The organism is Methylobacterium sp. Leaf117 (assembly GCF_001422985.1).
Lineage (GTDB): Bacteria > Pseudomonadota > Alphaproteobacteria > Rhizobiales > Beijerinckiaceae > Methylobacterium.
Genome location: NZ_LMNL01000001.1, coordinates 635,034 through 655,981 on the forward strand (window position 1 = coordinate 635,034; position 20,948 = coordinate 655,981).

A 20,948-nucleotide genomic window follows, 5' to 3' on the forward strand; every position below is an offset into this window, starting at 1 on the left:
CCGGACCCGCGTCCGGCGAGGCGGACCGGCTCAGCCGCGCTGGTCGATCGGGGTGTATTCGCGCTTGTCCGGACCGATATAGAGCTGGCGCGGACGGCCGATCTTCTGCGAGGGGTCCTCGATCATCTCGGCCCACTGGGCGATCCAGCCGGTGGTGCGTGCGAGGGCGAACAGCACCGTGAACATCGAGGTCGGGAAGCCCATCGCCTTGAGGGTGATGCCCGAATAGAAATCGATGTTCGGATAGAGCTTCTTCTCGATGAAGTAATCGTCCTTGAGGGCGATCTGTTCGAGCTGCACCGCGACTTCGAGCAGCGGATCGTCCTTGATGCCGAGCTGGCCCAGCACCTCGTGGGTGGTCTTCTGCATGATCCGGGCGCGCGGATCGTAGTTCTTGTACACCCGGTGGCCGAAGCCCATCAGGCGGAACGGATCGTTCTTGTCCTTCGCCTTGGCGACGTACTTGGCCACGTTCTCCGGATGGCCGATCTCCTCGAGCATCTTGAGGGCCGCCTCGTTGGCACCGCCATGGGCGGGCCCCCACAGGCAGGCGATGCCGGCGGCGATGCAGGCGAAGGGGTTGGCTCCCGACGAGCCGGCCAGACGCACGGTCGAGGTCGAGGCGTTCTGCTCGTGATCGGCGTGCAGGATGAAGATCCGGTCCAGCGCGCGGGCGAAGATCGGATTGACCTTGAACTCCTCGCACGGCACCGCGAAGCACATCCGCAGGAAGTTCGAGGTGTAGTCGAGGTCGTTCTTCGGATAGACGAACGGCTGACCGATCGAATATTTGTACGCCATCGCCGCCAGGGTGGGCATCTTGGCGATCATCCGCATCGACGCGACCATGCGCTGCTGGTCGTCCGAGATGTCGGTCGAGTCGTGGTAGAATGCCGACAGGGCGCCGACGCAGGCGACCATGATCGCCATCGGGTGCGCGTCGCGGCGGAAGCCCTGGAAGAAGCGGTTCATCTGATCGTGCACCATGGTGTGGCGCGTGATCCGGTAGTCGAAATCGGCCTTCTGGGACGGGGTCGGCAATTCGCCGAACAGCATCAGGTAGCAGGTCTCGAGGAAGTCGCCGTTCTCGGCGATCTGCTCGATCGGATAGCCGCGATAGAGGAGAACACCCGCATCGCCGTCGATGTAGGTGATCTTCGATTCGCAGGAGGCGGTCGAGGTGAATCCGGGGTCGAAGGTGAACTTGCCCGTCTTGGCGTAGAGCTTGCCGATGTCGATGACATCGGGGCCGATCGTGCCGGTCTTGATGGGAAGCTCGACGTGGTCGTCGCCCACGGTGATCGTGCTGGAGGCGCTCATGGAGACCTGGACCCTTTCGTGACAGCGGGGCGGCGCCGGCCCGCGTGGCGATGCAGTCAGCCACCCGGATCCGGGGCGCAACTGCAGCCTATGCTGCACTTGCTCACACGAGCATGGGGGTAGCGGATCGGCGAACCGTCATCAACCGACGGTCCGCCTCTCACCGGCATCGAAGCGAAATCCAGGCCGATTTGTCATGCCTCGGCGCCCGGGGAACGCCTGGTCCGGTCACCGTTTCGGGATCGCCCTCAGCCCGTCTGGTCGCGGAGACGGCCGAGGCATTCCTCCCGCCCGAGCACCGCCATGACGTCGAAGACCGGCGGCGACGTGGCGCGGCCGGTCAGCGCCGCGCGGAGCGGCTGGGCGATCTGGCCGAGCTTCAGGCTCTCGGTCTCGGCGAAAAGCCGGACGGCGCCCTCGGTCGCCGCCGCACTCCAGTCCGGCAGTGCCTCCAGGGCCGGGACGAGGGCGGCGAGCCGCGCCCTGGCCTCCTCGCCGAGGAGCCCCTTGGCCTTCTCGTCGGGGACCAGGGGCCGGGCCGCGGTGAGGTAATAGGCGCTGTCGAGGAGTTCCACGAGGGTCTTGGCCCGCTCCTTCAGGCCCGGCATCGCGACCAGGAGTTTCTCGCGCAGGGCGGGCGTCAGCGGCACCGCGATGCCGCGGGCCGGCCCGAGCGCCGGAAGCACGTCCTCGATCGACCGGACGAGATCCGCATCCGCCGAGCCACGGATGTAGAGACCGTTCAGGTTCTCCAGCTTGGCGAAGTCGAAGCGCGCCGGGGAGCGGCCGATCGCCTTGAGGTCGAAGGCCGCGATCATCTCCTCGGTGGAGAAGACCTCCTGGTCGCCGTGGCTCCAGCCGAGGCGCACGAGGTAGTTGCGCAGCGCGCTCGGCAGGTAGCCGAGGTCGCGATAGGCATCCACCCCCAGCGCCCCGTGGCGCTTCGAGAGCTTGGCGCCGTCCGCCCCGTGAATCAGCGGAATATGCGCCATGGCGGGCGCCGCCCAGCCGAGGGCGTCGGAGATCTGGCGCTGGCGCGCCGCGTTGGTGAGATGGTCGTCGCCCCGGATCACCTGGGTCACGCCCATGTCGTGGTCGTCCACCACCACGGCGAGCATGTAGGTCGGGTTGCCGTCCGAGCGCAGCAGGACCAGATCGTCGAGGTCCTTGTTCTGCCAGACGACGCGGCCCTGCACGCCATCCTCGACCACGGTCTCGCCCTCGGTCGGCGCGCGCAGGCGGATCACCGGCTTGACCCCGGCGGGCGCGTCGGACGGATCGCGATCGCGCCAGCGGCCGTCGTAGCGCAAGGGCCGGCCTTCGGCGCGCGCCGCCTCGCGCATCGCCGTCAACTCCTCCGGCGTGGCGTAGCAGCGGTAGGCGTTGCCGGTGGCCAGCAGGCTCTCGGCCGCCTCCCGGTGTCGGGCGGCCCTGGCATACTGATAGATGACGTCGCCGTCCCAATCGAGGCCGAGCCAGCGCATGCCGTCGAGGATTGCGTCGATGGCGCCCTGAGTCGAGCGTTCGCGGTCGGTGTCCTCGATGCGCAGCAGCATGCGACCGCCGAATCGGCGCGCATAAAGCCAGTTGAACAGGGCCGTACGGGCCCCGCCGATATGCAGGTAGCCCGTGGGCGAGGGGGCAAAGCGCGTGACGACGGCTGACGACATCAATCTGGACTTGAACTGCCTAGTGGAACAGGCGGGAAGCGGATCGACCGGCCTGGAGCGGCGCGTGTAGCATGCGCGACGCCCAGCGTTAAGAAATCGTCCCCTGGAAATCATGTCTTCCGAAATGGACTAAGGTCGCTGGCCCGACGGTGCGACCGGAAAGCGTGAACGATGGCGCAGGTGCGCGCGGCTGCAGCGGTGGGGCGATGGACGCGCCGCTTCGCCGCGCGCCGGGCGGTCTGGCGGCTCGTTGCGAACTGGGTCCGGGCCGGTTGGACCCGGGAGATCGAGCAGCGTCGCCTGTTCGCCTGGCTGGCGGTCGCCTTCGGGGCCGGCATCCTGGTCTTCTTCCTCGGGACGCAGGGCGCGCCGTCCCTCGCAGCCCCCCTCGTGGCGGCGGCGCTCCTCGGTGCCCTCACGCCCCTGCTGGTGGCGCGTCCGGTCGGGCTCGCGCTGGTTCTCGCCGGCATCGCCGCCCTCCTAGGCTTTGCCGCCGCGACGTTCCGCGTCCAGCAGGTCGCCGGCCCGATCCTCGCCCGGACGACGATCGCCCCGCTGGTCGGCACCATCGAGGGGCTGGACGAGCGGGAGGAGGGCGCGCGCCTGATCGTACGAGTGGAAAGCTTCGGGACCCTTGCCGACGCGGTGCGACCGAGGCGCGTGCGCGTCTCCTACCGCAAGGCCATCCTGCTGAAGCCGGGCGACCGGATCGCCGCGACCGCTCGCCTGCTTCCGCCCCCGGACGCGGCCCGCCCGGGCGGCTACGACTTCGCCCGCGACGCCTTCTTCCGACAGATCGGCGCGGTCGGCTCCCTCGTCGGCACGGTCGAGCGGCGTCCGCCGGTCCTCCCGACGCCGTGGACTGACCGCCTCGCGGCCGCCGTCGACGACGCGCGCAACGCCCTCACGCGACGGATCACCGACGCCAATGGCGGGCAGGCGGGGGCGGTGGCGGCCGCGCTGGTCACCGGCAAGCGCGGCCTGATCAACAGCGACACCAACGACGTGCTGCGCGCGGCCGGGATTTATCACGTGGTGTCGATCTCCGGACTCCACATGGTGCTGGCCGCCGGCGTGGTGTTCTGGCTGGTGCGGGCCGGGCTGGCGATCGTGCCGTTCACCGCCCTGCACTGGCCCATCAAGAAGATCGCCGCCGGCATCGCCATGGTGGGGGTCACCGCCTATTGCGTGTTCTCCGGGTGGGACATCGCGGCCGAACGCTCGCTGATCATGACCCTGGTGATGCTCGGCGCGATTCTGGTCGATCGGCCGGCCCTCAGCATGCGCAACCTCGCGCTCGCCGCGCTGATCGCCCTGGCGCGGGAACCGGACGGGCTCCTCGGCCCCAGCTTCCAGATGTCCTTCGGCGCCGTTGCCGGGCTCATCGCCTGCGCACCGCTGATCGCCGGACAGGGCGGCCGGCGCGAGGGCGCCGGTCCCGTCACCCGCGCCGTCGCGTTCCTGATCGCGGCGATCGTCGGAACGCTGGCCACGACCCTCGTGGCGCAGATCGCCACCGCGCCCTTCGCGACCTATCATTTCCAGACGGTGCAGCCCTTCGGCCTCGTCGGCAATGCGCTCACCCTCCCGCTGGTCTCCCTGGCGGTGATGCCCGCGGCGGTGCTCGGCATCCTCGCCTATCCGTTCGCCCTGGATCAGCCGGTGTGGTGGGCGATGGGTCTGGCGGTGCGCGGAATGCTGTCGATCTCGACCTGGATCGCGGGCTTCGGACACGCCGTCGTGGTGGTGCCGGCCTTCGGGGCGGGGGCGTTGGGGCTGCTGGCGGCCGGCCTCCTCCTGCTCACCCTTCCGGCCTCGTCCCTGCGTTGGCTCGGGTTCATCCCGGCAGCGATCGGCATCGCCTTCGCGGCGTCGCCCGATCCCTTCGACATCTACGTCGAGCGGGAGGGCACCGGGGCGGCGATCCGGGATCGCAGCGGACACCTCGCCACTCTGGGGCGTCCGCCGGCCTTCGTGCTCGAACAATGGCTGAAAGCGGATGGCGATGCCCGGAAGGCCGGCGCCGTCCCGGCCTTTCCGGACGCCCGGTGCGATGGCCTCGGCTGTACCCTGACCCTGCCGGATGGGCGCAGGGTCGCCCTCGTCACCGACAAGCGCGCCTTCCCGGAGGATTGCGCCCGGGCCGACATCCTGATCAGCCGCCAATCGGCCCCGCCGGGCTGCGCCGCGGCGTTCGTCCTCGACCGGGCCTTCCTGGCGGCACACGGCGCGGCGGCCTTGCGCCTCACGCGCGAGGGCGCCCGCATCGTTACGACCCGGCGCCCGGGAGAAGCCGTTCCCTGGCGACCCGTGGCACCTGCCAACACGGACGCACCGGCGCGTGCCGCACCGGACATCGTGCCGGCAGCGCCGATCGGGCGAGCGAAGGACGCAACGGGTTCGCCCGGCGAAGGGCCGGGCGAAGGAATTGGCGAAGGGACCGGTGAAGAGCCTCAGTAACGGCGCACGAGACTGACGAGGCGCCCCTGGATCTGCACCCGATCCGGGCCGAGCACGCGGGTCTCGTAAGCCGGATTGGCGGCCTCGAGAGCGATGGACGATCCCCGTCGGCGCAGGCGCTTGAGGGTCGCTTCCTCGTCATCGATCAGGGCCACGATGATGTCCCCGGTGTTCGCCGTGTCCTGCTTGCGGATCACCACGAGATCGCCGTCGAGAATGCCGGCCTCGATCATCGAATCGCCGCGCACCTCCAGGGCATAGTGCTCGCCACCCGCGAGGAAGTCCGGCGACATCGTCACCGAATGGCTCTGCTCCTGGATGGCCGAGATCGGCGTACCGGCCGCGATCCGCCCCATCACCGGGATCGTCACAGCCCGGCCGCTCTCGTCGGTCGCCTGGGTGGTCGGCAGGCGTGAGATGGAGGCGCCGGCCGGCACGCCCTTGCCCTTGCCGCCCTCGACCACGCTCGGGGTGAAGCGACGGACTTCCGCCGCAGGCGCGGTCCGCGCCGAGGCGGATTGACCGCCGAGGCTCTCGGGCATCCGGATCACCTCGATGGCGCGGGCCCGGTTCGGCAGACGCCGCAGAAAGCCCCGCTCCTCCAAGGCCGTGATCAGGCGGTGGATGCCCGATTTCGACTTCAGATCGAGGGCGTCCTTCATTTCGTCGAAGGACGGGGGAACGCCGCTCTCGCGCATCCGAAGCTGGATGAACTGGAGCAAATCCAGTTGCTTACGCGTCAACATGCGGAACACTCTTCGTTGGAGACATTGGCTGCGGCGGACGACCACAGAAACAAACCACGAACACGTTAAACGTTCCGCAAGTGTTCTGCAAGAGTTCCTTAAAGAAGGCGGAATTCGTGCGCGGTGGCGCGCGTCCGATCCCAATTCAGGGCCGGTCGGGTTGGTCCGGTCACCGGTCACCAGAGCATCCGGACGCAACTCTGGCAATATCCGGATCGGGCGGAAAGGCCGCCAGAGCGCTGACCTTGCCCCGCGATCGACGGCGCTCAGGTTTCGTGCGCGTCGGGCAGGCATGAACCGGGAAGGCGCGCGTTTCTCGACTCTGTCGCACCCGGATCGGCCGTTCGCCGCATTCCGCAAAGGCACGGCGCGATGCGATGCGATGGACGGCTCGCGCTACAAAGCATCATAGACTGCAAGCCTTGCCTCTCATCTCTCCTTAACCAAGAGAAAACCCCGTCGTTGTGTCCTTTACTGCCTATATATAGATATTCCCCTTATAGAAAAACGCCAGAACAACGACAAGGCCAAGCAAACATGTCGAAAATCATTGCGTATTGGGACAGTGAAAGTTCCCGCAATGCCGCTGGCGGCCAAGCAGACCTCATCCTGGCGACGGCGCAAGGCGCGGCGGATGGCTGGGCGAAACACATCCAGGGCGACGCCGTGATCGAGATCGCCATCGCGATGGGCAATTTCGCCGGCGGAAATGTCCTGGCCAATGCCGGTCCCAGCTATGCCTGGGACGGCCAGGGATGGACCTTCGCCCCGATCCTGGAAGCGCGCGAGGGTTGGGATGGCAATGGAGGCGAGGCGGACGGCAAGGTCACCCTGGGCCAGGACAAGCTGGGCGATCTCTTCTTCGATCCGCAGGGACAAGCCGGTGTCCCGTCCAACAAGATCGACGCGTTCGGGCTGTTCCAGCACGAGATCGCCCATGCCATCGGGTTCATTGATTTCCAGCCGGCCTGGTATGAAAACGGATCGATGGTGTATTACGACGAGAATACAACCACGGTCCTGGGTGGCCCTGCCAAGCTCGACGATGCGCGGGCGCATGTCTCGGGCGTCGAAGATCTGATGGACCCCTATTCGCCCTGGGGGTGGCGCCCGCAGATCTCGGATCTCGACCTCGCTCTCCTTCAGGACAAGGGCCTTCCGATCGCAACGGATCGCAAGGACCAGATCTGGCTCGGCAGCAAATCCGACACCTTCTCGGCCTTCGGCGGCGACGATTACGTCGAGGGCGGACGGGGCGACGATCACATCGACGGTGGGGCCGGCAAGGATTGGCTCTATGGCGGCGTCGGCAACGACACCCTTCTCGGGGGTGCGGGCGCCGACGGGCTCGATGGCGGCGAGGGCGATGACCTTCTCGAGGGCGGCACCGGCGCCGATCGGCTCTATGCCGGCCTCGGCGACGACAACCTGCGTGGCGACGCGGGGGATGACGTTCTGGAAGGTGGCGACGGCACCGATATCCTGAACGGTGGCGCCGGCGCCGATCTCATCATGGGTGGTCGCGGCGGCGACCGGGTTGCCGGCGGAGCCGGGGATGACACCTTCGTCATCACCTTCGGCGATCTGGAGACGAAGGGCATTCGCGACCTGATCGTCGATTTCCAGGGCGCGGGGCAATCGGGCGGCGATGTGATCCAGTTCAGCGGGTTCGCCGTCGCCTCGACCCTGGACCTCATCGGAACGTCCGGCAACGCGCGCGTCTACGAGGTTCACGACGCCGCGGGCGGGTCCCAGGGGCAGCTTCAGGTCAGCGCGGGTGGAGCCCTGGGCCCGTTGCTGACGCTGAACGACTTCCTGTTCGCCTGATCCGATGTCGCGGCGGCCTGCATCGGGCCGCCTCGAACGAGCCTCGCTCTTCGTTCCTGGCCTCGTCGCGGCCTTCAGGCCGGGGCAAGCGGGGCGCGGACGCAGTCACCTCAAGCCGATCCGTCGCGATCGACGTGGAGAAACCCGATCGGGCCGGCCTGCCCTTGGTCGAAGATGCCGGCCGTGAGCTGCCGGCCATAGACGCAGGCGGTGTCGAGATTGGTCCGGTAGCGCTTCTGATCGGGAATTCCGGTCCGCTGCGGCGTATGCCCATGGACCACGTGCTTGCCGAAGTCGAAACCGGCGCCGAGGAAAGGCTGGCGAATCCAGAGGTGGTTGGCGACATCGGGATCCGGTCCGGTGCGCCCCGGACGGAAGCCGGCGTGAACGTAGTAGCGCAGGGCATCCTCGTGGAACGTGGGGAGCGACGCCATCCAGCGCACCACCTCCGACGGAAGCGCGTCCGGCTCCGTGACGCCGAACGAGCGGAGCGTGGCATCGCCGCCATTGGCGAGCCAGACCGCCGCGTCCGCCGCATCGCGATACGCATCGATCATCATCCGCTCGTGGTTTCCCATGAGGCAGACGACGGCGTTCGGTGCCGAGGCCTGCAGGTGGCTCAGCATCGCGACGACCCGTGCGCTTTCGGGGCCGCGGTCGACGTAGTCGCCGAGGCAGACGATGCGGGCGCTGCGGTCGCCCCGATGGGCGTTGATCCGTTCGAGCAGCCGCATCAGGGCATCGGCGCATCCGTGAATGTCGCCGATCGCGTAAGTCAGGTCGTTCATGGGGGTGTCGGGGCGCGGGGCGTGCGGAGTGGCTGGACTGAGCATCGCACCCGCATGGCAGGAATTCGGCGCCACGAAAATCCTCGACGCGCCCGGGCTGCCGCCGCACCGCTCGCCCGGTCGGGGCTCCTCAGGGGTTTGACCCGCCACCGTGAGCGGGGAATGCCGGGTCAGGGCCGCGCACGGGTCGGATCGGGCTCCGGCGTGGGTCAGCGAAAGACCTGGATCATGGCGGGCGTCAGGATGACGACGAAGAGCACGGGCAGGAAGAACAGGATCATCGGCACGGTCAGCTTCGGCGGCAGGGCCGCCGCCTTCTTCTCGGCCTCGTTCATGCGCATGTCCCGGCTTTCCTGCGACAGCACGCGCAGGGCCTGGCCGACCGGGGTGCCGTAGCGCTCGGCCTGGATCAGCGCCGTCGTGACCGCCTTGATCTGGTCGAGGCCGATGCGGCTGGCGAGGTTCTCGAAGGCCATGCGCCGGTCCGGAAGATAGGACAGCTCGGCGGTCAGCACCGCGAGTTCCTCGGCCAGAACGATGGACTGCCCGGAGACCTCGGCGCTGACGCGGCGAAAGGCGTGCTCCACCGACATGCCGGATTCGACGCAGATCAACGTAAGGTCGAGCGCATCCGGCCAGGCCGAGCGAATTTCCGTCTGGCGCTTGCTCGACGCGTTGAGAAGGTAGAGTTCCGGCGCCTTGATCCCGAAGAGAAGGACCGCGATCACGATCATCGCCCGGATCGCGAAGGGCTGGTCCAGAACCCCGAGCACGAACAGGTAGAAGATCGCCACCACCGCCAGAACGACCGGCGTCACGAGGCGGAAGAACAGGAAGGCGGTTTCGGCGCCCGGCGAACGGTAGCCCGCCATCATCAGCTGCTTGCGGGCCGTCTCGGTCCCGAGCCAGCGATCGAGGCTGAACCGCTCCACCACCCGCTTCATGTAGGCTTTGGGCGCGACCCGCAGGGTGACCTTCGAGGACATCCGCTCGCGTTCGCGGCGGCGAATCTCCTCCCGCTCCTCGCCGATCAGCTTCATGCGCTTGCCCAGGCGGTCGGGCTCGAACATCGGCTGGAGCAGCGCGAAGGCGGTCGCCGCGGCGGCGACGCCGGCCAGGACCGTGCCGAGGAAGCGCGGCTCGGTGACCTTGGCGGCGATCAGGTCCAGCATGCGGTGTCTCCGTACGATCCCGCCGGGCGCGGATGGGGGTGAGCGGGGAGCCCGCGCGTGGAGCGCGGACGGCGGAGAGTGCGGGTCGGCGGCCTCATCAGACGTCGAAGTTGATCATCTTCTTCATCGTGAAGACCCCGATCGACATCCAGATCGCGGAGCCCACCAGCGCGAGCTTGCCGATATCGGTCCGCCAAAGCAGCGAGATGTAATCCGGGCTCGACAGGTAGGTCAGGGTGGCCACGATGAAGGGCAGGGCCGCGATGATGCCGCCGGAGGCCTTGGCCTCCATGCTCATCGCCTGGATCTTGCCGGCCATCTTCTTCCGCTCGCGCAGGACGCGGGACAGGTTGGCCAGGGCCTCCGAGAGGTTGCCGCCGGACTTGGCCTGGATGCTGATCACGATCGCGAAGAAGTTCACGTCGGAGACCGGCACGCGCTCGTACATCTTCAGGAGGGCGTCCCCGAGCGAGACCCCGAGGGTCTGGGATTCCACCACCTGCCGGAACTCGCTGCGGATCGGTTCCTCGGCCTCGCGCGAGATGATCCGGAAGCAGTCGCCCACCGGGATGCCGGCGCGCACGCCGCGGGTGATGATGTCGATCGCGGTCGGAAGTTCCTTGATGAAGGCGGCGATCCGGCGCTTGCGCAGAAAGGTCAGGAGCCAGAGCGGCAGACCGAAGCCGCCGGCGAACACGGCGCCGAGACCGGCCAGGGGGTTGCCGGTCATGATGAAGATGGTCGCGCCGAAGACGAGCGCGATCCCGGCCGAGATCAGGTAATACTGGTTGCGGGACCAGGACAGGCCCGCGCGGGCGATCTTCAGCTCCAGGGTCACTTTGGTGCCCTCGCGCTTGGCCTCGACCTCCTTCAGGCTCTTCGCGACCTGATCCCGCCGGCTGACCGTCGCCGCACGGGCGCCCGGGGCCGCGACGACGCTCACGGTCCGGCGCCGCTCGGCGGAGCGCCGCTCGCCCGAGAGGTAGGGGGATACGAAGACATAGGCCAGTCCGCCGGCCGTCAGGGCCAGGAGACCGGAGGCGAGGGCGAGGCCGCTGGCGTTCACGATCCGCTCCCGCCCTCTCCGGCCGCGTCCAGCGCGGCCGCCAGCGCCTCGTCCTCACCGTAATAGCGCGCGCGCTCCCAGAAGCGCGGGCGGCCGATGCCGGTGGAGCGATGGCGGCCGATCAGCTTGCCGTTCGCGTCCTCGCCCAGCACGTCGTAGAGGAAGAGGTCCTGGGTGATGATGACGTCACCCTCCAGGCCCAACACCTCGGTGATGTGGGTGATCCGGCGTGAGCCGTCCCGCAGGCGCGTCGCCTGCACGATCACGTCGATGGACCCGCAGATCATCTCGCGCAGAGTTCGCGACGGCAGGCTGAACCCGCCCATGGTGATCATCGATTCGATGCGCGCCAGGGCCTCGCGCGGCGAGTTGGCGTGCAGGGTGCCCATCGAGCCGTCATGGCCGGTGTTCATGGCCTGGAGGAGGTCAAAGGCCTCCGGTCCGCGGACCTCGCCGACGATGATCCGCTCGGGGCGCATGCGCAGGCAGTTCTTGACCAGATCGCGCATGGTGACCTGACCCGACCCCTCCATGTTGGGCGGCCGGGTTTCCAGGCGGACGACGTGGGCCTGCTGCAATTGCAGCTCCGCCGCGTCCTCACAGGTGATGATGCGCTCATCGGCGTCGATGTAGCGGGTCAGGCAGTTCAGCAGCGTGGTCTTGCCCGAGCCGGTACCGCCCGAGATCACGACGTTGCAGCGGACGCGCCCGATGATCTGCAGGATGCGGGCGCCCTCGGGCGAGATCGCCCCGAAGGAGACGAGCTGATCGAGAGTGAGCTTGTCCTTCTTGAACTTTCGGATCGTCAGCACCGGCCCGTCGATGGCGAGCGGCGGCGCGATGATGTTGACGCGCGACCCGTCGGGGAGGCGCGCGTCGCAGATCGGGGAGGCTTCGTCGACGCGGCGGCCGACCTGACTCACGATCCGCTGACAGATGTTCATCAGCTGCTGGTTGTCGCGAAAACGCACGTTGGTGAGCTGGATCTTGCCGCCGACTTCGATGAAGGCCCGGGTCGCCCCGTTGACCATGATGTCGGCGATGTCGTCGCGCGCCAGCAACGGCTCGAGCGGTCCATAGCCCAGCACGTCGTTGCAGATATCGTCGAGCAGTTCTTCCTGCTCGGCGATCGACAGGACGATGTTCTTGAGGCCGATGATCTCCGAGACGATGTCGCGGATTTCCTCGCGCGCCGATTCGGCATCCAGGCGCGAGAGCTGAGACAGATCGATGGCCTCGATCAGCGCCCCGAAGATCATGCTCTTCGTGCGGAAATAGTCCTCCGACTTCGCGGTCTCCTGGATCTGCACCGGCTCGGGCCGGCGGGGCGCCTCGGCTTTCGGGCGCAGAATCGAATCATCGTGGATCGGCAGGGAGACCGGCGCCTTCGCAAGGTCCGTCATCGGCCGCGGGGCCGGCACCGCGGCGCTGCCCGATCGTCTACCGAACATGGCGCGGGCTCCTGGGTATCGGGTCCTTGGGGATCGGGTCCTTGGGGATCGGGTCCTTGGGGATCGGGTCCTTGGACGACAGATGGCGCATCAGGAGGCCTTGCGCCGGGCGAGCCGGGACAGCAGGGGCTCGAACAGGTTCGGACGCGCGCGCTTCAGCTCCGCCCGGCCGGTGATCGAGGCGGCGAGGGAAGAGAAGATTTCCGCCGCCTTCGAGCCGGCCTGCACCTCGCCGATCATCTGGCCGTTATTCGCGGCCGTTCCGAAGAGGGCCGCGTCGAACGGGATCGCGGCGCCGATCGTCGTATCGAGGGACTTGGCGAACTCCGCCAGGGCGATCTCCGGGCGCTTCGGAACGCCGACGCCGTTGAGGATGACCCGGGGCTTGCGGTCGTTCGGCCGGTTCTGCTGAAGCAGGGTGAGCAGGTTCTTGGTGTTGCGCAGGGCCGCGAGTTCCGGGCTGGCGACGATGATGATCTCGTCGGCGCTGATCATCAGGCGCCGCGACCAGGCGGTCCATTGATGCGGCACGTCGAGGACGACGCACGGCACCGCGGCCCGCAGAAGGTCGAGCAGGTGGTCGAACGCCGGCTCGCCCAGATCGGTGGTCCGGTCGAGGGTGGCCGGCGCTGCCAGCAGGGACAGCCGGTCGCTGCACTTCGAGAGGAGGCGGTCGAGAAGAATCGAATCGAGACGGTCCGGGGCGAACACCGCCTCGGCGATGCCCTGGGGCGGGTCCTGGTTGAAGTTCAGGCTCGCCGTGCCGAAGGCGATGTCCAGATCGGCGATGACGGTGGCGGTGTCCTGCTCGCGGGCGATCGTCCAGGCGAGGTTGTGGGCGAGGGTGGACACGCCGACGCCACCCTTGGCGCCGACGACGGCGACCGTCCGCCCCACCGGCTTGGCACCCGGAGCGGTGAAGAGGTCCGAGATGGCCTGGATCAGATCGATCGGGCGCACGGGCGCCATCAGGTATTCGCTGACGCCGCGCTGGATGAACTGCCGATAGAGCGCCACGTCGTTGACGTGGCCGATGACCACGACCTTCGTTCCCTCGTCACAGACCTCCGCCAGTGAATCGAGGTACTCGAGCGGGCGCGATTTCATGCCCTGGGTTTCGATGACGATGACGTTCGGCGTCGGCGCGTGGCGGTAGGCTTCGACGGCGGCGGCGCCGCCCCCCATCTGAACCTTGATGTGCGCCTTGTTCATGCGTCGATCCAAGCCGACCGATTCGACCAGGGTCGCACTCTCCTGCGTCTCGCAGAACGCCTGGATCGTGATGCGGGGCACGGGGGCGATGATGCGCTCGGACGTCTCGTTCGGATCCGTCATGAGGGTGGTTCCGGTTCAGGTTGGTGCAGAGGCGGGAGCGAAGGCGGATGACGTGATGAGCGACGTGGCGGGTAACTTAGAGGGTGGCGCCGGGCCACCCGCCCCTTGCGGTTATTGCGAGACCTGCGACTTGACCGAGGTCTTGCCATCCTGACGCCATTCGATTGACGGATCCTTGCCGTCCCGGATCTTGCCGATGTCGTTGGTCCGCCGGATGGTGTCGATGCGCCCCTCGGGCCGGGCCCGGACGAGGTCGACGGGGTCTGCGACCTGGGCGGCGAAGTTCGACTGCGAGGCGCACCCGAAATTCCAGTAGGTTTCGTTGCGTCCGTTGAAGGGCGCATCGCCGACGCCGAGATCCTGCGGCCAGGTCCCGCATTGGCTGGCAACCTTCGCCTCCATGCGCTGGAAGCTGAGACGCAGGGGCGAGGCGAGGTTCGGGTTGGCCACGGCGTAGTGGGAGATCACGATCTGCCGGCCCGGGACGCCGCCATCCGCGCCCATCCGGCGCAGGGCCGCTGCCGTCCGCTCGACCGCCGCCCCCTGGGCCGGGGCGATGCCGCCCGGCAGGTCGAGCACCAGAGTCCCCCGGCCGTAGCGCCGAAACTCGAGCAGGAACGCATCGACGTCGGCGGCCTGGCGCGGATCGAGATGGCCGGTTCCGGTGACGAAGACGTCGAGGGTGCGGACCCCCTCGGTGAGGGCGATGGGGTGCCGGGCGCGGTAATCGACCGGATAGAGCGAGCCCGTGGTCGCCACCGGATTGGCGCGGCAGGCTCCGAGCAGCGCGGCAAGACCCGCGATCGCCGCGAGAGCCATCGGGGTACGGGGGGACGAGTGGGACATCGGGGTCGGGTCCTGCTGATGCCGGGGCCGCGGCGCTGTGGGTTTCGGACGCGGAGATTCTGAGAAGATCTCGAAGCGGGACTGTGAGCCCGTGCGGCGCGGGCCTAGTCGGTGATGAAGCCGACGCGGCCGCGATAGGCGGTGCCGAGGGGCTTCGCGCCCGCGACGCCGTAGAGCCGGTTGAAGCGCCCGAGCAGGATCGCCTGCGCGTCCTGCGCATCGACGAAGCCGTCATCCGGGCGGGCGATCTGGCGCGGCTCCATCGGCTTGGCGATGTAGGGGGTGACCATGATCATCAGTTCCGTCTCCTGGCGCTGGTAATCGCGCGAGCGGAACAGGGCGCCGATGATGGGAAGGTTGACCAAGCCCGGCAGGCCGGTGATCGCGGCCTTATTGCGCTGCTGGATCAGGCCGGCGGTCATCATGGTGGCGCCGGAGGCGAGCTCGATGGTGGTTTCCGACTTGCGGACGGTGAAGCCCGGCACCGCCGTCGTCGTACCGGTGAAGTTGAGGTTCAGGGCGTTCTGCTGGTCGATCTCGGTCACCTGGGTTCCGACCCGCACCGAGATCTTGTTCTCCGCCAGGACGACGGGGGTGAAGTTCAGGCTGACGCCGTAATCCTTGTAGGACAGGCTGGGGACGCAGGACTGGATCGTGCTGGTCCCGATGGTGGTGCAGCTCAGGTTGGACGGCACCGGGATCTGCCCGCCGGCGGTGAAGGTGGCGGATTCGCCGGAAATCGCCGTCAGCGTGGGCTCGGCCAGGACGCGGGAGACGCCGGCCTGCTCGAAGGCCCGCAGGGTGGCGGTCAGGTTCGCGCCGCCGGCGCCGTTGATCGTGCCGGACAGCAGGTTGCCGTTGGGGAACTGGCCGCCGTTGATGGCGAGGGGTGTCGTGTTGGCGAGGTTGAGACCGGACCATCCGCCGCTCAGGTTGACGCCGAACTGCTTCAGCACCGTCCGCGAGACCTCGACCACCGTGACGCGCAGCATCACCTGATCCTTGCCGCGGATCGTCAGGTTGTTGATGACGGCCCCGCGGGCGGCCGGTCCGGTGCCCGAGATGCCCACGAAGGCATTGGCGATGTCGAGGGCCTGCGCCGCCTCCGAGGCCGAGTTGACCGTGCCGGTCAGGACCACCGAATCGCCCGCGGCCCGGACATCGAAGCGTCCTCCGGCGATGCTCTGGTTCAGCGTCTGACGCAGGACGTTGAGGTCGCGCGCGACCGTGACGTCAAGGGCGGTGATCTGCCGGCCCTCGGCGTCCATGATGAAGATCGAGGTCGCGCCGTTCTCCATCCCGATGATGAACACCTTGCGGGTCGAGCGGACGACCGCGTTGGCGACCTTCGGATTGGCGACGAAGACCTCCTTGGCGTCGCGCGGCAGGTCGACGACCAGCGACCGGCCCATGGTGAGATCGACCCGGCGCGAGGTCGCCGTCTCGTTGCCGCCGACCGCCAGAACGGGGGCGGCCGTCAGACCGCCCGATGGTTGAGCGACGCTCGGCGTCGGCACCGACAGGGCGAGAAGCCCGGCCAGGATTCCAGCCTGAATTCGGGAACGGCCCGCGGCTGGCTGGGGAATGAGGGTCATCGACGCTTCCTCGATCATGGTGCGGGCGCCGATCTCAGCGTCGCGACTGCTGCTTCGCGACGCCGAACCGCACCACGGTCAGGGCCGTCTCGGGGCGTCCATCGACGTTCGCGTCGGCGGAGCGGCCGCTATCCACGAGGCTGCGGAGGGACAGCGACAATTGCCCGACCTTCTGCGCCAGGGTCACGGTCTCGGCCTGGCCCGGGGTCAGCGCCAGGGTCGCGGTCTGGCCGGTGACGACGGTGTTGCCGTTCTTTTCCTGCACCACCTGCCCGATGGCGAGGACGCGGACATCCTGGAGCAGGGTTTCGGACAACTGCGTTTCGGTGGTCCCGCGCGCGGAATCCTCGTCGCGATAGGTCCGGATGATGTCCACGTGATCGTTCGGCAGGATGAACCCGCCGGCGGTGTTGCTGCCCGCTGTGTCGATGTTGATCGCCACCGCGCGCATCCCGGTCGGCAGGATCGCCGCCATGAACCCGCCATCGGAGCGGGCGAGCTTCTGCGGCCGGATCGGTTCGCCGGCGAGGAAACTCGACCGGGCGATGGAGCCGACGATCTCCTCTATGCCCTTCGGGGCGTTCTCGCGGGTGATGTAGCCCGCGGTGACGGCCTCGCTCGGCCAGGGCTGCCAGCGCAGGTCGGGCGCCTGGATATTCTGGCCCATGGGAAGCTCGGCGGCCGCGACGAGCACGTCGGTCATGGCGACGACGGGCGGCGGAACGACGGCCGCCGGCTGCACCGCCGGTTGATCGTCCCCACTGATCAACAATGCCGCTCCGCCACCTGCCAGGAGGGCAATGGCAAGGACGGCTAGTCTGGCTGGTTTCATCGCCGAACTCGACCCCGGAACGGCAGGACGCCGTATTGGTCGAGAATGGCCCGCCATTCCTCAAATTACGGTTAACAAGTGGTAATTTCAGCTAAGCCTTTTGCTTGGCCTATTGGGACCGATCAGGCCGGCAGCATCCGCAGCCAGATCGCGGTCTCGGGCAGCACGATCAGGGCCGACAGCGCCAGGGCGATGCCGTAGGGGACACCGGTTTTGGCGTCGTGCAGATGCAACGCGAAAGGCAGCCGGGCGACCGCAAACGGAAGCGGATGCGCCCGGATCGCCAGCAGGCCCAGCGTCAGGGCCCCCCCGGCCAGCGACGCGATGATGAGATAGTCGCCAAGCTGGTCGAAGCCGATCCACAGCGCCGTGGCGGCGACGAGCTTGGCATCGCCACCGCCGATATAGCCCAGGGCAAACAGCGTGAAGGTGACCGCGAGCGCTGCTAATCCGGCGCCGAGGTGCCACGCGACGACGTCCCACCCCAATCCACCGGAAATGGCGAAGGCCGCGAAAGCGACGACCAGGGCGATCGAGACGGTGTTGGGGATCAGCATCGTCAGCAGGTCCCTGACAGCGGCATAGGCCATCAGAAACGGGAAGACGACGAGGAGACTGATGCTGTTCATCATGTTGGCATCCCGGGCAGTTCGATCGAGGCGCGGCACGGATCGCCGGAGGCCTCCGGCATCGACCGGCCCGGCACGATCATGGCCCCGAAACCCTTAGCCGTTCCTCAACGGAGCGAGGAGCATTGCGGGTTGTCCGCAATGCTCCTCGAAACCACCGGCGTGCAGGATATCAGGTATCTCTGAAGAGTTCGGCGACTTATCGCTGCCGGACACGTCCGGCCTGTGCTCGGCGATTAAGAGGTCTTCAGGTTGTCCGCGACCTTCTGCAGGGTCGTGGTCAGCTTGGTACCGACGGAGGTCAGCACGGTGATGATCGCTACGGCGATCAGCGACGCGATCAGGCCGTACTCGATGGCGGTGGCGCCGGACTCGTCGGCCGCGAAACGCTTGAGGATGGACGACATGGCAAAGTTCCCCTGGAAGTAGCTGTGCCGGTCACGCTCTCAGCGTCATCCTCGGCCACGGACCCACTATGCCCAGGCCCTCTTGCGATAGCGTTAAATCGGCCGGTGAAACCGGCACCCGGCTGGCCGGTTCGCACCATGGTGAAACAATCCTTAAGGCAATAGGGTGGCCTTTCGACATTCGCTTTGTTGGAATGCACCTCGAATACATCCAGCCAATGCTTCACCAAGTCGAGACAAACTCACCCTGGGCGCCCGGCGTTTTCGACGATGCTGTCGAACGGTAATTTATGGGTTTGTTTACCGTGTCCGTGGTTGATATCGGCTCACTCGCGGCGATGGGGTCCGTCCTCGGACGCGGAGAACGATCACGACATGCGTCGTGCCATCAGGTCCGAGTGAGCATCCGATGCCGCTGTCCATGAACCCCACCCAGATCCCTGTCCGGTGCATCACCGCGCTACTGGTCGCGGCTTACGGGATCTTCGTCTGCGGCGACGCCCGAGCCCAGGACGCGGTCGCGGTTCCGACCGTGGTGGCAGTCTCGGTCGACAACGCCAAGGTCATGCGTCTTCCGGAGAAGACCCAGATGGTGATCGTCGGGAACCCGATGGTCGCCGACGTGGCACTCCAGAAGAACGGCGTCCTCATCCTGACCGGCAAGAGCTTCGGCAGCACCAACCTGATCGCCCTCGATGCCGCCGGGACCATGCTGGCCGAATCCACGATCAGCGTTCAGGCGCCGCAGGCCTCCGTGATCACGGTGCAGCGGGGTCTGGAGCGCGAATCCTATTCCTGCACCCCGAACTGTCAGCCCTCGATCCAGCTCGGGGACGCCACCAAGTTCTACGGGGAAGTCAGCAGTCAGGCCGAGTCGCGCCGCAACATGGCCACGGGCGCGGCCGCAGCCGGAAGCCGGTAGGCGGCCGCTCAGCGGATGAGCGGATGCCGACCGAGCGCCTCGCGCGCCGCCAGGCGAAACCCGTCCAATCCTTCGACCGTGGCCTCGAGGCCGGCGCGCCGGTCGGCCACATAGCGCAGAGCGCCGGCAACCACCCGTTCCGAATAGGGCTTGGCGATCACGCCGACCGCGCCGGCGAAGTCGTCCGGGATGCGCTTGGCGTTCGCCGTCATGAACACCACCGTCGTGTGGGGATCGGCGCTGAGAGCCCGGGCGACATCCACTCCGGTCGGGCCATCGACGAGGTGGATGTCGACGAAGGCCACGTCGGGCGCCGTCGATTGCCCCAGCGCGATCGCCTCCACCGAACTCCCCGCCACCCCGACGATGACATGACCGAGATCGTCGAGAAGGCACTCGAGTTCGAGGGCGATCAGCGCCTCGTCCTCCACGACGAGGATTCGGAGGGGGACATCGGTCATCGGGAGGCCCAATCCGGCTCGGCGGCGCGATCGGACATCACGCTCTGCAGCGAGATGGCATCGAGGGGCACGGTGATCTCCACACGGGTGCCGGGCGACACGTCGCTCCAGGCAATCACCCCGCGCAGCTGGCGCACCACCATCTCCACCAGGGACCGGCCGAAGCCGGCGGGATTGGGCGTCCCACTGGCCATGCCGATCCCATCGTCTTCGATCAGCATGCGCAGGCCGCCCGCGCTGCGCTGCGCCGTGATCGTGATCCGACCCGGCCGGCTACCCGGAAAGGCGTGACGCACGGCGTTGGTCGCAAGCTCGTGCATCATCAGCGCGAGGGGCGCCGCCATGGCGGCCGAGACCGCGATCGAGTCAATCTCCGCACTGACGGCGGTGCGGTCGGTGTCGAGACCGGCGACGAGTTCCGAGACGAAATCCTCCGCGAATTCCCGAAGGTCGAACTTCGTCACGTCGCCGGTGGAGTAGAGCATCCGGTGGACCGTCGACAGGGCGCCGATGCGCTCGGCCATCCCCTGCAGCGCGTCGCGGGCTTCGCCCTGCGGCGTGCGCCGTGCCTTCAGCAGCATCAGCGACGAGATCACCTGGAGGTTGTTCTTGACGCGATGGTCGACCTCGTGGAGCAGCGCCGTCTTCTGTTCCAACGCGGCCCTGAGGTCGGCCGTCTGCTCGCCGACGCGCCGCTCGAGTTCGTCGTGGGCATCCCTCATCGCGACTTCGTGACGGTGCTTGCCGGTCATGTCGGCCTGGGCCGAATAGAAATGCACGATCCGGCCCGTCTCGTCATGGACCGGCGCGACGGTCATCCCGTTCCAGAACGAGGACCCGTCCTTGCGGTAATTGACGAGTTCGACCTCGAGCGGGCGACCGGCCGTCACGGCCTCGCGCAAGCGCCTGATCGCACGCGGATCGGTTTCGGGCCCCTGCAGCATCCGGCAGTTCCGGCCATCGATCTCGTCCCACTCGTACCCGGTCAGGGCCAGGAACGCGTCGTTCGCCCAGACGATGGGATTATCCGCCTGTCGCGGATCGGTGAGGACCATGGGCGTCGGACTCGCGGTGAAGGCCGCCACAAACGCGCCCGCATTGACTCCGAGACCGCGTGCCCTGGTGACCGGCGTTTCCCTATGCGTCATGATCGGCTTCAGCCAAGACGAAACACCCGTTGTAGACCTGGACGCCGATCCGTCGCACGTCCCCACGGAGACGAACCCAGACTTGAACTGCCGGGATGCCCCGCCGTCAACACCTGGATCGCTGAACCCCCGGAGGGCTGGCAGACCGCTAACAGGAAGATGCGAGACCTCGCGTTAAGAATTCGGAAGGCATGTTGTGGACGGTAATCGGCCGTAAACGGCCGACATCCTCGTCGCCGGCCCGACGATCGGGCCGGCGACGAGGCCTGCTCA

At 67.6% G+C, this 20,948-nt stretch carries 18 protein-coding genes; 3 read left to right on the top strand and 15 right to left on the bottom strand.

Annotation, left to right across the window (positions count from 1 at the left end; all coding sequences use genetic code 11):
• Positions 1 to 30: 30 nt before the first annotated feature.
• On the bottom strand, positions 31 to 1,320 hold the full coding sequence (gltA, locus tag ASF57_RS02870) for a citrate synthase (protein ID WP_056186163.1): 1,290 nt from the start codon (positions 1,318 to 1,320) through the stop codon (positions 31 to 33).
• Between the two features lie 248 nt (positions 1,321 to 1,568).
• The gene (gltX, locus tag ASF57_RS02875) at positions 1,569 to 2,990 is read right to left on the bottom strand and encodes a glutamate--tRNA ligase (RefSeq protein WP_056479699.1); all 1,422 of its coding nucleotides are present in this window, start codon (positions 2,988 to 2,990) and stop codon (positions 1,569 to 1,571) included.
• A gap of 171 nt (positions 2,991 to 3,161) precedes the next feature.
• Here gltX and ASF57_RS02880 point away from each other — a divergent pair, with 171 nt between their 5' ends.
• Positions 3,162 to 5,450 carry a ComEC/Rec2 family competence protein gene (locus tag ASF57_RS02880; RefSeq protein ID WP_082503636.1) on the top strand — a complete coding sequence of 763 codons (2,289 nt, stop codon included), beginning with the start codon at positions 3,162 to 3,164 and terminating at the stop codon, positions 5,448 to 5,450.
• On the opposite strand, the gene lexA is transcribed toward ASF57_RS02880, so the two are convergent.
• The gene (gene lexA, locus ASF57_RS02885) at positions 5,444 to 6,196 is read right to left on the bottom strand and encodes a transcriptional repressor LexA (protein WP_056186006.1); all 753 of its coding nucleotides are present in this window, start codon (positions 6,194 to 6,196) and stop codon (positions 5,444 to 5,446) included. The two genes, ASF57_RS02880 and lexA, sit on opposite strands and share 7 nt — an antisense overlap.
• A 537-nt stretch (positions 6,197 to 6,733) precedes the next feature.
• On the opposite strand from lexA, the gene ASF57_RS02890 reads away from it, so the two are divergent.
• Entirely contained in the window at positions 6,734 to 8,023 is a 1,290-nt protein-coding gene (locus ASF57_RS02890; protein WP_056186003.1) for a calcium-binding protein, read from the top strand.
• Between the two features lie 110 nt (positions 8,024 to 8,133).
• Here ASF57_RS02890 and ASF57_RS02895 read toward each other — a convergent pair whose 3' ends face one another.
• The 10 genes from ASF57_RS02895 to ASF57_RS24300 all read right to left on the bottom strand — a co-directional run bounded on the left by ASF57_RS02895 (position 8,134) and on the right by ASF57_RS24300 (position 18,144).
• On the bottom strand, positions 8,134 to 8,811 hold the full coding sequence (locus ASF57_RS02895) for a metallophosphoesterase family protein (RefSeq protein ID WP_056480217.1): 678 nt from the start codon (positions 8,809 to 8,811) through the stop codon (positions 8,134 to 8,136).
• A gap of 209 nt (positions 8,812 to 9,020) precedes the next feature.
• Positions 9,021 to 9,983 carry a type II secretion system F family protein gene (locus ASF57_RS02900; protein ID WP_056479702.1) on the bottom strand — a complete coding sequence of 321 codons (963 nt, stop codon included), beginning with the start codon at positions 9,981 to 9,983 and terminating at the stop codon, positions 9,021 to 9,023.
• Positions 9,984 to 10,080: 97 nt separating this feature from the next.
• Positions 10,081 to 11,049, bottom strand: a complete 969-nt coding sequence (locus ASF57_RS02905) for a type II secretion system F family protein (RefSeq protein WP_056479705.1) — start codon at positions 11,047 to 11,049, stop codon at positions 10,081 to 10,083.
• On the bottom strand, positions 11,046 to 12,500 hold the full coding sequence (locus ASF57_RS02910) for a CpaF family protein (RefSeq protein WP_056479708.1): 1,455 nt from the start codon (positions 12,498 to 12,500) through the stop codon (positions 11,046 to 11,048). Before ASF57_RS02910 ends, ASF57_RS02905 begins: the two co-directional genes overlap by 4 nt.
• Positions 12,501 to 12,590: 90 nt before the next feature.
• Complete coding sequence (locus tag ASF57_RS02915; RefSeq protein WP_056479711.1) at positions 12,591 to 13,835, bottom strand: AAA family ATPase; 1,245 nt, start codon at positions 13,833 to 13,835, stop codon at positions 12,591 to 12,593.
• A gap of 111 nt (positions 13,836 to 13,946) precedes the next feature.
• Positions 13,947 to 14,681, bottom strand: coding sequence for a CpaD family pilus assembly protein (locus ASF57_RS02920; protein ID WP_056185985.1), 735 nt, complete (start codon positions 14,679 to 14,681; stop codon positions 13,947 to 13,949).
• Positions 14,682 to 14,785: 104 nt separating this feature from the next.
• Positions 14,786 to 16,276 (bottom strand): type II and III secretion system protein family protein, encoded by a 1,491-nt coding sequence (locus ASF57_RS02925; protein WP_056186589.1) that lies wholly within the window; start codon positions 16,274 to 16,276, stop codon positions 14,786 to 14,788.
• A 34-nt stretch (positions 16,277 to 16,310) separates the two neighbouring features.
• Positions 16,311 to 17,108, bottom strand: a complete 798-nt coding sequence (cpaB, locus tag ASF57_RS02930; protein WP_056479715.1) for a Flp pilus assembly protein CpaB — start codon at positions 17,106 to 17,108, stop codon at positions 16,311 to 16,313.
• Positions 17,109 to 17,230: 122 nt separating this feature from the next.
• Entirely contained in the window at positions 17,231 to 17,737 is a 507-nt protein-coding gene (locus ASF57_RS02935; RefSeq protein WP_056480224.1) for a prepilin peptidase, read from the bottom strand.
• A gap of 236 nt (positions 17,738 to 17,973) precedes the next feature.
• Complete coding sequence (locus tag ASF57_RS24300) at positions 17,974 to 18,144, bottom strand: Flp family type IVb pilin (protein ID WP_082503638.1); 171 nt, start codon at positions 18,142 to 18,144, stop codon at positions 17,974 to 17,976.
• Between the two features lie 421 nt (positions 18,145 to 18,565).
• On the opposite strand from ASF57_RS24300, the gene ASF57_RS02940 reads away from it, so the two are divergent.
• Positions 18,566 to 19,066: a pilus assembly protein N-terminal domain-containing protein gene (locus ASF57_RS02940; protein WP_156375921.1), complete on the top strand. Its 501-nt coding sequence runs from the start codon at positions 18,566 to 18,568 to the stop codon at positions 19,064 to 19,066.
• 8 nt (positions 19,067 to 19,074) lie between these two features.
• On the opposite strand, the gene ASF57_RS02945 is transcribed toward ASF57_RS02940, so the two are convergent.
• Positions 19,075 to 19,527, bottom strand: coding sequence for a response regulator (locus ASF57_RS02945; RefSeq protein ID WP_056479718.1), 453 nt, complete (start codon positions 19,525 to 19,527; stop codon positions 19,075 to 19,077).
• Positions 19,524 to 20,675 carry a PAS domain-containing protein gene (locus ASF57_RS02950; RefSeq protein ID WP_056479721.1) on the bottom strand — a complete coding sequence of 384 codons (1,152 nt, stop codon included), beginning with the start codon at positions 20,673 to 20,675 and terminating at the stop codon, positions 19,524 to 19,526. The genes ASF57_RS02945 and ASF57_RS02950 overlap by 4 nt, the downstream gene beginning before the upstream one ends.
• Between the last annotated feature and the right edge of the window lie 273 nt (positions 20,676 to 20,948).